This window comes from Chryseobacterium oranimense (genome assembly GCF_900129755.1).
Classification (GTDB): Bacteria; Bacteroidota; Bacteroidia; order Flavobacteriales; family Weeksellaceae; genus Chryseobacterium; species Chryseobacterium oranimense.
Map to the genome: position 1 here is coordinate 15,358 of NZ_FQWT01000007.1, position 14,240 is coordinate 29,597.

General features: G+C 38.8%; 12 protein-coding genes. All 12 read left to right on the top strand.

What is annotated here, in order from left to right:
- The first annotated feature begins 304 nt into the window (after window positions 1-304).
- The 12 genes from BUB03_RS18070 (at window position 305) to lptE (ending at window position 14,240) form a co-directional block, all read left to right on the top strand.
- Window positions 305-1,831, top strand: coding sequence for a helicase HerA-like domain-containing protein (locus BUB03_RS18070; RefSeq protein WP_073065822.1), 1,527 nt, complete (start codon window positions 305-307; stop codon window positions 1,829-1,831).
- Window positions 1,832-2,127: 296 nt separating this feature from the next.
- The gene (locus tag BUB03_RS18075) at window positions 2,128-3,351 is read left to right on the top strand and encodes a 3'-5' exonuclease (protein WP_040999595.1); all 1,224 of its coding nucleotides are present in this window, start codon (window positions 2,128-2,130) and stop codon (window positions 3,349-3,351) included.
- A gap of 257 nt (window positions 3,352-3,608) precedes the next feature.
- Entirely contained in the window at window positions 3,609-4,808 is a 1,200-nt protein-coding gene (lysA, locus tag BUB03_RS18080; RefSeq protein WP_175547514.1) for a diaminopimelate decarboxylase, read from the top strand.
- Window positions 4,809-4,852: 44 nt separating this feature from the next.
- Window positions 4,853-5,272 (top strand): hypothetical protein, encoded by a 420-nt coding sequence (locus BUB03_RS18085; RefSeq protein ID WP_073065827.1) that lies wholly within the window; start codon window positions 4,853-4,855, stop codon window positions 5,270-5,272.
- Between the two features lie 231 nt (window positions 5,273-5,503).
- Window positions 5,504-7,237, top strand: a complete 1,734-nt coding sequence (locus BUB03_RS18090) for a thiamine pyrophosphate-dependent enzyme (protein ID WP_073065830.1) — start codon at window positions 5,504-5,506, stop codon at window positions 7,235-7,237.
- Window positions 7,237-8,481 (top strand): MFS transporter, encoded by a 1,245-nt coding sequence (locus BUB03_RS18095; protein ID WP_073065832.1) that lies wholly within the window; start codon window positions 7,237-7,239, stop codon window positions 8,479-8,481. Before BUB03_RS18090 ends, BUB03_RS18095 begins: the two co-directional genes overlap by 1 nt.
- Window positions 8,482-8,598: 117 nt before the next feature.
- Window positions 8,599-9,081: an energy transducer TonB gene (locus BUB03_RS18100; RefSeq protein WP_073066132.1), complete on the top strand. Its 483-nt coding sequence runs from the start codon at window positions 8,599-8,601 to the stop codon at window positions 9,079-9,081.
- 9 nt (window positions 9,082-9,090) lie between these two features.
- Entirely contained in the window at window positions 9,091-9,510 is a 420-nt protein-coding gene (locus BUB03_RS18105; RefSeq protein ID WP_073065835.1) for an energy transducer TonB, read from the top strand.
- 231 nt (window positions 9,511-9,741) lie between these two features.
- A complete protein-coding gene (gene miaB, locus BUB03_RS18110) occupies window positions 9,742-11,178 on the top strand; it encodes a tRNA (N6-isopentenyl adenosine(37)-C2)-methylthiotransferase MiaB (RefSeq protein WP_073066135.1) in 1,437 nt (478 codons plus the stop codon).
- A gap of 377 nt (window positions 11,179-11,555) precedes the next feature.
- Window positions 11,556-12,305 carry a tetratricopeptide repeat protein gene (locus BUB03_RS18115; RefSeq protein ID WP_073065837.1) on the top strand — a complete coding sequence of 250 codons (750 nt, stop codon included), beginning with the start codon at window positions 11,556-11,558 and terminating at the stop codon, window positions 12,303-12,305.
- A 77-nt stretch (window positions 12,306-12,382) separates the two neighbouring features.
- Window positions 12,383-13,669 (top strand): sigma-54 interaction domain-containing protein, encoded by a 1,287-nt coding sequence (locus BUB03_RS18120; RefSeq protein ID WP_040999587.1) that lies wholly within the window; start codon window positions 12,383-12,385, stop codon window positions 13,667-13,669.
- A gap of 49 nt (window positions 13,670-13,718) precedes the next feature.
- Window positions 13,719-14,240 carry an LPS assembly lipoprotein LptE gene (gene lptE, locus BUB03_RS18125; RefSeq protein WP_073065840.1) on the top strand — a complete coding sequence of 174 codons (522 nt, stop codon included), beginning with the start codon at window positions 13,719-13,721 and terminating at the stop codon, window positions 14,238-14,240.

The window sequence follows — 14,240 nt, forward strand, 5'->3', positions numbered from 1 at the left end:
GGTCTTTTTTAAATTTTAGATAAAGATACGAAGTATTAGATGAAATGTAAACGAATTGTTAAATTCGGACGATAGTTTCTTTCAATATTCATGGCGGTCAACTATGAAAACCCTTATTTTCAACTGAAAAACGAAGGATGGTGAGCAGTGATTGTACAGACTGTTTTTTATCATGTTTAAGAAATGAAAATAATTATGTAGTGCTGATATCTACGAAGATGGCGTAATATTATTTTGTATTATTACTTTATTAGTCCAATATTTTATAAAAAATTTTATATTTATAAGTTTAAAAAAAGATCAGATGGCAGATAAAACACAATTTATTGAAGAACTAAATGCAAAATACACTCCTAAAGGAGATCATATTATACTCGGAAAAGGAATGCTGGACGGTGAAGTGGTGCCGGAAGTTAATGTTACCATTCCTTTAAAAACAATTAACCGTCACGGTCTTATTGCAGGGGCTACAGGGACAGGTAAAACAAAAACGCTTCAGGTATTTGCAGAACAGCTCTCCCATGCAGGAATTCCTTCATTGGTTTTGGATATTAAAGGAGATTTTTCCGGAATTGCAGAAGCCGGCCAGATGAATCCGGTCATTGAAGAAAGATATGCAAAAACCCAGCTCCCATATAATCCACAGGCTTTTCCGGTAGAGCTGATGACCATATCAGGAGGAAAAGGAGTGAAGTTAAGAGCTACCGTTACAGAGTTCGGTCCTGTTCTATTAAGCAAGATCCTGGAACTGAATGATACCCAGCAGAGTATTATGTCTATTGTCTTTAAATACTGTGACGATAAAGGACTTCCGTTAATTGACCTTAATGATTTGAAGAAAGTCTTGCAATATGTAACGGATAATGCCCAGGGAAAAGCTGAACTGGCAGCTAACTACGGATCTATTGCCCCGGCTTCACTGGGAGCGATCCTGAGATCTATTGTGGCTCTGGAACAGCAGGGTGCCGCTGATTTTTTTGGCGAATTGAGCTTTGATGTTCATGACCTTCTTGAAACCAGAGATGGAAAAGGGGTGGTCAATATCTTAAGAGTAGCAGAAATTCAGAATAAGCCACAGCTGTTTTCTACGTTTATGCTTTCGCTTTTTGCTGAAATTTATATGACTTTCCCGGAAGAAGGAGACAGCGGAAAACCCAAACTTGTTCTTTTCATAGACGAAGCCCACCTGATATTCGATGAATCTTCAAAAGCTTTGTTGTCCCAGATAGAAACCATGGTAAAACTTATCCGTTCCAAAGGAGTGGGAATTTATTTTATCACACAGATTCCAGGCGATGTTCCGGAGAATGTACTGTCCCAGCTTGGTCTGAAGATACAGCATGCTTTGAGAGGTTTTACCGCAAAAGATAAAAAAGAAATTACTAAAGCAGTAGAAAACTATCCTACAACTGAATTTTATGATGCATCAAACCTGATCCAGAATCTCGGGATCGGGGAAGCCTTTGTAACAGCTTTGGATGAAAAAGGAATTCCTACACCGCTTGTTCATACCTATCTGATCTCTCCGGAATCAAGGATGGATGTCCTGAATGATGCAGAAATTTCAGAACTGACAGGAAACTCTTCTTTAGTGGCTAAATATGAACAGCCTGTTGATAAGGAATCTGCTTATGAGATCCTGACCAGCAGAATGGAGCAGGCCGCCCAGAACCCGGCACCTTCCCAGAAAACAAAACCTGTGAAAGAAGAGCCGGGAATGTTTGAGCAGGTGCTTCAGAGTAAGGCAGGAAGAACTTTTACCAGCACTTTAATGCGGGAAGGAGCAAAAGCCCTTCTCGGAATGTTCGGATTGGGTGGAAGAAGAAGGTAAAAGTGAATTAAAATTTCTGCAGAAATAATTTGCTATGTAAAGACTATCAGCTTTTTATTGCCTTTTGCCGGCTGTTATTAATCTGGATATGGGCGATATAAAAGCTGTTTTTACTTTTTTTGATATATTTTTTGTTATTTTCGCAAAGCTGCCTCTGTCGGTGAAAATTAGATAACAGTGATGCAGTACAGTCTTTCAGTGCCAATGGCACAGGTTATGTATTAAGCCTGATGGCACTGGTTTTCAGCAGTTGATTTAAATAGTAATGATAAAAACAGGAGTATAACTAGAATTCAATGTATTCGATTATTGATATAGAAAGTAATGGTGCAGGTTACAGAAATGAATGCATTATAGATATAGCCATCTACAGGTATGATGGTCAAAAGATTACTGACCAGTTCATTTCTCTTGTTAATCCCGAAAGTGATATCACTCCTTTTGTACAGAAGCTGACAAGCATCACTCCTAAAATGGTGAAAACAGCTCCGAAGTTTCATGAAATAGCAAAAAGAGTTATTGAAATCACCCAGAATACCACTTTGGTGGGTCACAATATTGATTTCGATTACAGGATGCTGCGCCAGTCTTTTAAAAGACTCGGGTATGACTTTCAGATCAATACTTTAGATACCATTCCTTTAGCAAAAAAAATGATCCCGGATGAAGTGAGCTATTCATTGGGAAAGCTGGTGAAATCCTTGGGAATTCCGCTTACGAACCATCATAGGGCAGAAGGGGATGCAAGGGCAACATTGGAGCTTTTCAAGCTTTTAATTTCTAAAGATACAGAAAATGAGATTATTCAAAAGCAGCATGACGAAACCAATGCAAAAACCTATATCAACAAGATCAAGGTTCTTACCCAGGATCTTCCGAACGAAAAAGGGTTTGTGTATTTCCAGAATGAAGCGGGGAAAATTATTTTATCAGATTATGTTCAGGATATCAATAAGTTCTCCAAAAAAGTCTTCAATTCCAAGTCCCCAAAATGGGAACAGATCCAGAAGGACGTTGAGCAGATCAATTATGAACTTACGGGAACGGATATTATTGCAAAGCTGATCCTTAATTCCAAAAACATCAAAAAAAGGGAAGTATTTCCCTTTGGACTTTACTTCAGGAACAATAAATATATCGTTGAAAAAAATAAGCTGAATAAGACTGAAAGACCTATCCTTAAGTTCAGGTCATTTACCCAGGGAACAAAAGCGGTTCAGTTTATAGGGCTGCAGGAAGAATTCAATGATGTTAATGTTTTTATCAGAAAAATAGATTTCAGAAAAAGGAATGAGCTTTGGCTCGGCCAGGGAAGAAAGCTTGGAGAGAAACTGTTTCTGATCATTGAAAACGGAAAAGTAGTCTCTTATGGCTTTTATGAGCTGTTTACGCAGATCCAGACCATGAGTAAGCTTTCAAAACTGAAAATTGATTTACCTCTTCCTTCCACAGATCTGCATAATGATCTTCAGCTTGCGCTGCTTCGCGGTGATTTTGAGACGCTGCCGTTACCAAAATAAAAGGAAATTTATCCTTTACGGATTTTCATAAGAATCTGCTTTTCAAATCATTTTTCCTGAAATGAAAAATAAATAGTATTTTTGCAAAAAATAAATAGAAGCAATGCAAAATTTTAAACAAAATAAAACTGGAAAAAAGGGAGCTGTAAAGTTCTCTAAGGTTTGGAATATTTAAAAGACTTGTCTTGCATAAAAAATAATCAATGTGGCAGGCTCTTTTTCGAAGAATCTGCCTTTTTTTATGTTAAAATGAAATTATGAATTCAAAAGAATTATTAAAGATTGCCAATGAGTTTGGCACACCGGTGTATGTTTACGATGCGGAGTCCATCAAAGTTCAATACGAAAAACTTACATCTTCTTTTTTAAAACATACTAAGTTCTTCTACGCAGCGAAGGCTTTAACCAACATCAACATTCTTAAGTATGTCAGGAATCTGGGTGCCTCTTTGGATTGTGTATCTATTAATGAGGTTAAACTTGGATTAAAGGCGGGGTTTCCGAAAGAAAGAATATTATTCACCCCTAATTGTGTTGACCTGGCTGAAATAGAGGAAGCAATGGCTTTCGGAGTTCATATTAACATTGATAACATTTCTATTCTTGAGCAGTTCGGGAATAAATACGGAAATACCTATCCTATTCTTGTAAGGATCAACCCGCATATTTTTGCAGGGGGAAACTATAAAATTTCAACGGGGCATATCGACAGCAAGTTTGGCATCTCCATTCACCAGGTTCGTCATATCGAAAGAGTGATGAAAAGTACCAACCTTAATGTGGAAGGGCTTCACATGCATACGGGAAGCGAGATCAAGGATCCAGATGTTTTCCTTCAGGCATTGGACATTATGCTTGAGCTTTCCGAGCATTTCCCTAACCTTAAATACCTGGATATGGGAAGCGGATTCAAAATCCCTTACCAGGATACCGAAGAGGAAACGGATGTGAGAACACTAGGTAAAAAAGTAGAAAAAGTGATTTCTGAGTTTTCAAAATCTACAGGAAAAAAATTCGAACTATGGTTTGAACCGGGGAAATTTCTGGTAGGAAAAAGCGGTTACCTTTTAGTAAAAGCCAATGTCATCAAGCAGACAACAGCTACTGTTTTTGTAGGTGTAAATTCAGGGTTCAACCATTTAATCCGGCCGATGTTTTATGATTCTTACCATATGATCGAAAACCTGTCGAATCCTAAAGGAGCCGAAAGAATTTATACCGTAGTAGGAAACATCTGCGAAACGGATACATTTGCCTGGGACAGAAAGCTGAATGAAGTAAGAGAAGGTGATATCCTGGTTTTCCACAATGCCGGAGCCTACGGTTTTGAAATGAGCTCGAATTTCAATTCTAGATTAAAGCCTGCCGAAGTATTGTTCTTAGACGGAAAGGCACATTTGATCCGTAAAAGAGATGAATTTGAAGATCTGCTGAGAAACCAGATAGAAATTTTGTAGATTTAATTGGAAGATTGTAAATTTAAAGAACAAAAAATCAGCATATGAAAAAAATAATTTCAGTTCTGGCAGTTCTTGCTTTTACACATTCTTTTTCACAGACTTTTGTGAAAATTAAATCCGATAAAAATGTACTGGATAGCGCCTATAAGGGTGGGCAGGAAAAATTTGACAAAGATTTGGCTCTTAGTCTTCAGCAAACCGGAAACAGTTTTCAGGTAACAGGAGATTTTGTACTGAATTTTAATGTCAGTGAGAAAGGAGAAATTTCTGATATAAAGCTTTTACCTGAACTTTTCGACAAAACATTTGAAATAGAAGTGAAAAGAGATCTTGCAAGGGTACAGAAAAACTTTGCAAAAAATAAAGAAGAGAGAGTTTCTTTAGGTTTAAATTTCTCCAGAAATATTCCTGACCAAGATGGACGAGCTAGCTTTGCTCCTAATACTAACACAAGTAGATAGTCTCTTTAATAATTAATATAAAACTCCGCTCTTATGGCGGAGTTTTTTGTTGGCTGAAAGAGAATCATAAATCATATATTTTACTATTCCAGTATGTTGAAATTTTAATACTGTACAAACGCAGAATTATAATTTATTAGCTAAATTTGAGAAAAGGGTATGATTTTTTAATGTAAAATATATTTATTCACTTCAGTTTTCTAATCTAATAAACACCAAAAAATACTAATTATGGCCAAAAACATAGCAGAGCAGATTGTTGAAATGCTCGAAAATGCCAATGTGAAAAGAATTTATGCGGTAACTGGCGACAGTCTCAACCATCTTAACATTGCAGTTAAAAAAAGCAGCATCGAATGGATTCATGTAAGGCATGAAGAAGTAGGAGCCTATGCAGCAGCGGCTGAAGCAGAGCTTGACGGATTTGCCGTATGTGCGGGAAGCTGTGGTCCGGGACACGTTCATCTTATTAACGGAGTGTATGAAGCCCACAGATCTCACGTTCCGATGCTTGTCATCGCTTCCACAATCCCAAGCGATGAAATGGGAATGGATTATTTCCAGGAAACCAATACCATCAAACTGTTTGATGACTGCAGCCACTATAACCAGATGATCACAAGACCCGAACAGGTACAGAGAACATTACAGACGGCAATCCAGCACGCTATTTCGAAGAAAGGAGTAGCAGTAATAGGACTTCCGGGAGATGTATCAGAGCTTGATGCTGAGGAAGGATCAACTTCTACCCAGATATTCAGGACCAATCCCATCATAAGACCTTCCGATGATGAATTGAAGCAGCTGGCAGGCTTAATTAACGAAAGTAAAAAGGTAACCCTCTATTGCGGAATTGGAGCAGAACAAGCAAATGCTGAGGTAGTAGAATTATCAAAATTTTTAAATGCTCCTGTAGGGTACTCTTTTCGCGGAAAAATGGCTATTCAGCCTAACAATCCCAATGAAGTAGGGCTTACAGGACTGCTTGGGTTTCCATCAGCCTATCATGCAATGCATGAAGCAGATCTTGTTATTCTTTTGGGAACCGATTTCCCTTATCAGAAATTCATGCCGGTAAAAAATAAAATTGTCCAGATAGACGAAGCCCCGGAACGACTGGGGAGAAGGGCAAAGCTGGAGATGGGACTGGCGGGAGATGTAAAAGAAACCATTAAAGCCTTATTGCCTTTACTTGAGGAAAAAACGGATGCTCATTTTCTCAATGAACAATTGGCATTTTATGAAAAAGTTAAAGAAAGCCAGTTCGCTTACGTAAAAGACTTTGGAAAAGAAGATGCCATTCAGCCCGAATATGTTGCCCATACTTTAGACCGTTTGGCTAAAAAAGATGCTATTTTCACGGTAGATACAGGAATGTGCTGTGTGTGGGGAGCAAGATTCATTACCGGAACCGGAGAAAGGAAAATGTTAGGCTCGTTCAACCACGGATCAATGGCTAATGCTATGCCAATGGCTATAGGGGCTTCTTTGACTTATCCGGGTAGAGAAGTTATCGCCATGTGTGGTGACGGAGGACTTTCCATGCTTTTGGGAGACATGGCAACGATCTTTCAGTACAAACTGCCGGTGAAGCTGATCGTTTTTAATAACAGAACCCTTGGAATGGTAAAGCTGGAAATGGAAGTAGGCGGTATGCCGGACAACCAGACCGATATGATTAATCCTGATTTCGCAATGGTAGCACATGCGATGGGTTATCCCGGGAAAAATGTCCATAAGCCCGAAGAAGTAGAAGATGCGATTAAGGAATGTCTGGTCTACAACGGACCTTACCTTCTGAATATTTTCACCAATCCGAACGCCCTGGCTCTTCCTCCTAAAATTGACTTCGACCAGGTAATGGGAATGACAAAATCTATGGCCCAGCTGATGCTTGGCGGTAAGATGGAAGAAGTCCTGGAGACCGTAAAAACAAACTATAAACACATTAAAGGACTTCTGTAATGAGTGTATCCTTAAAAAGGTTTTATATAATCGCCTGGTTATTCGGGCTCGTATTTTATTTTCTGGATTACGTGGTCCGCTCTGCACCGGCCGTAATGATTCCTGAGCTCGTCAGCAATTTCAGTACTACGGAACTGAAGCTTGTCAGCCTCATCGGGACCTATTATTATACCTATTCTACCTGCAGCCTTATTGCCGGAATTGCCCTGGATAAGTTCGGTGGCAAAAGATCGCTTTTCGCAGGTGCTTTAATTCTGGGAATAGGCTGTCTGTTATTTCTGGCATCCGCTTATTCAGGTGGTGTGGCAGGAAGATTGTTGCAGGGAGCGGGGTGTGCTTTTGCATTTCCTGGATGTGTCTATCTCGCGAGTAAAGGGTTTTCCTCAAAATCTCTCGCGACAGCTGTTGGATTTACACAATGTATCGGAATGCTTGGTGGAACGGCAGGTCAGTTTGTAGTAGGACCGTGGGTGGAAGAAGGTGTCAATACAGATACTTTCTGGCTTTGGTCAGGTATCATTACCGTTATTACGGCATTTTGTCTGTTCCTGGTTATTCCCGGCGAAAAACAGTCGGAAGTACAGTCTGAGGAAACCGTTAAAAAAGTAGGTTATTTGGAACCTTATAAAATCGTTTTTAAAAATCCTCAATCCTGGTTGTGTGGTCTTATTTCCGGTCTGCTGTTTGCGCCCACCACTATATTTGCAATGACCTGGGGAGTTGCTTTCTTTGAAAAAGATAAAGGATTTATGTTTCATGACGCGGCTATTACAAGTGCAATGGTAGCTTTCGGCTGGGTTTTCGGATGTCCGCTTTTAGGCTTTATTACAGATAAACTGGGAAGAAGGAAACCTGTTCTGATTGGTGGTGCAGTCCTGATGATCCTAAGTTTTCTACAGCTTATCTATCTGCCGGAACTGTATTCTGCTAAAGTCAGCATGTTTATTTTCGGGCTTGGATCCGGAGCTGCCATGATACCTTATTCTATTATTAAAGAGACCAATCCGGATTATGTAAAAGGAAGTGCAACCGGTGCTATTAATTTTATCACCTTTGGCGTGACTACACTGGTAAGTCCGCTATTCAGCAGATGGTTCGGCAAAAACCTGGAAGCTTCTTCAGGAGAAATGCATTTCCAGCATTCCATACTATTCTGGATTGCAGGAATTGTGTTGGCAGTTCTGATTTCCTTGATGCTAAGAGAAACTGGAAGCAAAGCACGGCTTCAGCCTTCAAATACATAAAAACAGATTTCAGAATATGATAAAAACTTCGGGTGACAGCCTGAAGTTTTTCTTTTTGGTAAAGCATTTAAATAACTAACTTTGTTATAGCAATTTTAATAAACAATGAACCGGCCTATGAAAGTTTTTACTTTACTTATAGCACTTTTTATAGCAAATTTTACATTTGCCCAGGATATTGAGGAAAGAGATGATAATCAGATAACAGAAACCAATAAAAATCTCTTAAAAATAGATATCAAAGAACCCCTTTTGCAGGTTGCAGTAAAAAACTGTAATGATTTCAAAGCGGCTGCGTTTGAAGGCGGTGTGGCAGTTTATAAACAAACCCTTCAGAAATTCATGTACGATTATCTGAATTCAGATTTCTATGTCCTGAATGGTGATTTTACATTCACCCTTACTGTTGATGAGACCGGAAAAGTAACTAATATCGAAGGAAGCCCGAAAGTAGCCAACAGCACTTACTTTTTTGATGATATGAAATATGTGGTAAGACGCATCAAAAAAAACTGGATTCCGGCTTCATGTGACGGAAAGCCGGTTACCTCACAGATCAAACTGAAAATGAATTTCTCCTCCATAGCTACAGACTTATAACATGATCAGATGAAAAAATATTTTCTACTATTGCCTTTACTGCTTATAGGTTTTAAAGGTTTTTCGCAACAAACAACTGCTCAGTATCAATATCAGAAGGATGAGGATTTTCAAAAAGCTGAATTTCCGGGAGGGGAAGATGCTTTTAGAAAAGAATTTCTGAATATGGCGTATGCTTATGTCGATATGGCTTTATATGCTATTAAAGGAGAGGTTGCTTTTATATTCAATATTGATCCTAAAGGTAAAATTGATAAAGTGGACATCCTTCCCAGGTTTAAAAACAGTGAAGCATTTATTGATGATATGAAATATGCTGCTAAAAAAGTAAAAGGAAAATGGAAGGCAGCTACTAAAAATGGTGTGCCCGTCGATTACAAATTGATAATGAAAATTAGGTTTGATAATAATACATATGACCATGATTAGAGTACTGCTTTTTTTCTTGTAATTCTTATAAATAGCCAGCTCTTTATTCTAATATTCCAATTAAACAGAAGATTATATTACCTATGAAATTTTCTGTTAATTTTGAAGAAAGATAGTCCTGCCATTCTGTCACAATATTTTGTATCTTTGCAGACTAATCTGTTTGGGATTTAAAATTCATTATGATGCTTTGAATTTAAATGCCGGGCATTGAACTTTAAAACGATTATTGTGCAGGAAAAATATATAGACGAAACAAAACAGGGAGAAGCTTTTGCAATCGCTGAAAGGCCTGAGAATTCTAAAAAACTCTTTTTGGAAAGCTACGGCTGTCAGATGAACTTTTCTGATTCTGAAATTGTTGCCTCTATCCTTAATGAGCAGGGATACAATACGACCCTGAAAGTAGAAGAAGCAGACCTTATCCTTTTAAATACATGTTCCATTCGTGAAAAGGCGGAACAGACCGTAAGAATGCGTCTGTCCCAGTTTAAAAACCTGAAAAAGGAAAAGCCAAACATGACGGTTGGCGTATTGGGATGCATGGCGGAAAGACTAAAAACCAAATTTCTGGAAGAAGAACAGCTGGTAGATCTTGTAGTAGGTCCTGATGCTTACAGAGACCTTCCTAACCTTCTGAAAGAAACCGAAGACGGAAGAGATGCTATTAATGTGATCCTCTCAAAAGAAGAAACGTATGCGGATATCAATCCTGTACGTTTAGGAGGAAACGGAGTTACGGCTTATGTAACCATTACCAGGGGCTGCGACAATATGTGTACCTTCTGTGTAGTTCCTTTTACCAGAGGAAGAGAAAGAAGCCGCGATCCGCATTCTATTATTCAGGAATGTAAAGACCTTTTAAATAACGGATATAAAGAAATTACCCTTTTAGGACAGAATGTAGACTCTTACCTATGGTATGGAGGAGGTCCTAAAAAAGATTTTGCCAAAGCTTCCGAAATGCAGAAAGCTACAGCCGTCAATTTTGCACAGCTTCTTGACCTTGTAGCCAAAGCAGTTCCTGAAATGAGGATCAGATTCTCCACATCAAACCCTCAGGATATGAGTCTGGATGTATTCAGAATGATTGCAAAGCACGACAATATCTGTAAATATGTTCACCTTCCGGTACAAAGCGGAAGCAACAATATGCTGGAAGCAATGAACAGGCAGCATACCCGCGAAGAATACCTGGATTTAATTAAAAAAGCAAAAGAAATCGTTCCTGATATTGCTTTTTCACAGGATATGATCATCGGTTTCTGTAATGAAACAGAAGAAGATCATCAGGACACTCTGAGCCTGATGAAAGAGGTAGAATATGACTACGGTTATATGTTTGCCTATTCAGAAAGACCCGGAACGCCGGCCCATAAAAAAATGGAGGATAATATTCCTGCTGATGTAAAGCAAAGACGTCTGGCTGAGGTAATCGCCCTTCAGGGAGAACTTTCCAGAAAAAGAATGCAGTCTTACGTAGGAAGGATCCACCAGGTCTTAATTGAAGGAACTTCTAAAAAGAACAAAAACCAGTGGAAAGGAAGAAATTCCCAGAATGCAGTTTGTGTCTTTGATATGCTTGAAGGGCAGAAAATTGGTGACATTGTGGATGTTTTTGTCTATGATAATACCCAGGGCACACTTTTAGGGAGAACAGCGGAATAAATTCAATAAAAAGCTGGATGATCCTGCTTTAAAAAAATGTACTCGCGGGAAAATGATCAGTATTGAATACTATCAGAGAAGATCGGGATTGGACTGTAAAGGTGAGAATTGGCCATTATAGAAAAACTCTAAAAGAAAATATCTTCCGAAAGTAAAATGAACGGTGATATTACCGTAAGATTTTTAGTAAATTGTGAAGGAAAAACAGGACTGTTCAGAGTTCGGCAGATGAACACCGGTCTGAAGTAGACAGAACCAGATAAAAAAACTGGAAGAAAAGCTTCTGCGGTTCACAAAATCGCTGGAAGGCTGGATTCCTAAAGAGATAAAAGGGTTTAAAGCAGACTATTATCAGTATTTAACCTATAAAATTGAAGATGGAAAAGTTTCAGAGGTATTACCTTAGCTTTTTATTGCTTATCGTTTACACCAATACTATTGCGCAGGTCAACTGTAATGCAGTAGAGGGTGAGAACTGCAAAAAAGCTTGTGAGCAGTACAACTGGGCTTCGGACAGGCAAGACAGCCGGGAATCCCGGGAAGCTTTTGATAAAGCGGTGGGTCTTTGTCACGATTTCTCCAGTTCCTATATGGAGAAAGTCGTTCCTTATCTTAAAAACGAAGATTTCCTGACCTGGAAAATACTTATAGATAAAGCTGTAGCTGTAGACCCTAAAATGTATTTAGGGTACAGAGATTGGTCGAAGTTCCAGTTTTTGTGGGATTATAAAGAGGCTATCCGGGATTTAAAAGAATTAAAAAAATATTATTCTGATGACCTTGGGAGATCTTTAAACGGAGACTATCATTGGGATGTGGTGAGAGCTATGCCTTACAGTGCTTTAGGTCAGAAAGAAAAAGCAGCCGGCTTCATTGAAAATCCTTTAACATCCAAAGGGTATTTTAAAGGGACGGATGATCATTATCAGCTGGGAGTTACCTATTTTGAGCTGGGCAGATACGACAAAGCCTTAGAAAATTTCGAAAAACAGAGCAAGGAGAACAACTTTGCCGGGAATATATATTTTAAAAGTAAAGTTTCTAAAATAAGAAACAAAGATTATTTGGATTTAAAAAAGTTAGCATTAATGACTTATGATGAAGGAAAGACCATGAAAGATGTCTAGCCCATCACTTCAACAAAATCTACAGAAAACAGATAGAAGAGCTGTAGATTATTAAATCAATAATCAAAAATTTACTTATGAGCAACGACTTACAAAACATAAAAAACCGCTTTGGAATTATCGGGAATTTCCCGGCACTCAACAGGGCTTTGGAAAAAGCAATCCAGGTGGCACCAACGGACATTTCCGTTTTGGTCATAGGAGAAAGTGGGGTCGGAAAAGAATTTATTCCAAAAATCATCCACTCTGAATCTAAAAGAAAGCATCAGCCCTATATCGTGGTCAATTGTGGTGCGATTCCTGAAGGAACCATAGATTCTGAACTGTTCGGACACGAAAAAGGAGCATTTACCGGAGCTACGGCAACCAGAAAAGGATATTTCGAGGTAGCGGACGGCGGAACGATTTTCCTTGATGAGGTTGGGGAGCTTCCCCTGCAGACGCAGGTCCGTCTTTTGAGAGTCCTGGAAAGTGGGGAATTCATGAAAGTAGGTTCCTCCCAGGTTCAGAAAACCAATGTGAGAATTGTGGCAGCAACCAATGTTAATATGATGAAAGCTATTCAGGACAGCAGATTCCGTGAGGATCTGTACTACCGTCTGAATACCGTTCAGATTGACATGCCTCCTTTGAGAGAAAGAAAAGGAGATATCCATTTGCTGTTCAGAAAATTCTCAATAGATTTTGCTGAAAAATACAGAATGCCGGAATTGGAGCTGGATCCAAGTGCCGTTCATTATATTGAAAATTATAGCTTTCCCGGAAACGTCCGCCAGCTGAGAAATCTGGTAGAACAGATGACCGTAGTGGAAAGAAACAGGCAGATTACCGTTGAAAAACTGGCCGAATACATTCCTATGGAAACTCATCTTCCAATGGTGGTGAATAATCAGAGTGCCCAGAAGCAGAATGATTTCGGAAGCGAAAGAGAAATTATGTACAAAATTCTCTTTGATATGAGAAGTGATATCAATGATTTAAAATCTTTAACTTCAGAGCTGATTAAAAACAGGGGAACAGCAGATTTAAGCAATCAGGAAAAAAATCTGATCAACAGGATCTATTCTGCAGAACAAACACAGCCTGTCAGCCAGAATTCATTGCTGTATTTTGAAGATAAGTCTCCTGTAGTACAATCCGCACCTACTATTATTTCAAATTCGGATGACAGTTACGAAGATGTTGAAGATATAGAAATAGAAGAAAACCGTCCGGAATCCCTGTCACTTCAAAATAATGAAAAAGATTTAATAATCAAAGCGTTAGAGAAGCATAAAGGACGTAGGAACAGAGCGGCAGACGAGCTTGGGATTTCGCAGAGAACCCTTTACAGGAAAATAAAACAGTATAACTTAGAGGATTAAAAAGTAGGGTTTGTAAAGAGACATCAGAGTCTGTAAATCAAAAAAAGGTATGAATAAATTAAAAATAATATTTGGATTTGTAATCCTTTCACTTTTTCATCAGTGCTATTCCTTTACCGGATCATCATTGACGGATGAAAAAACCGTCCAGATCAATGAATTTCCGAATAATGCAGCGCTTGTGAATCCTACCCTTTCCCAGCAGTTTTCTACAGACATCCAGAACAGATTCCTGCAGAGAACCACATTAAAGGGGACGAAATCCAATCCTGATATTCTGATAGAAGGTGAAATTTCTGATTATAATTTCTCATCTGCCACCATCAGCTCCAATACACTGACGAATCCTTCAGGAGGTGTGGTACAGCAGGCACAGGGCAAGCTGACGATCAGTGTAAAAGTACACTATGAGAACAAAATACATCCGGATTCCAGCTTTGACAGAACTTATACGGATGAAGCGGTTTACAACAACGACCTGACCCAGAGCCAGATAGAAACTACCCAGGTAAAGCTTGTAACAGACAGAATTATTAATAAAATATTTAACGATATTGTAGCCAATTGGTAA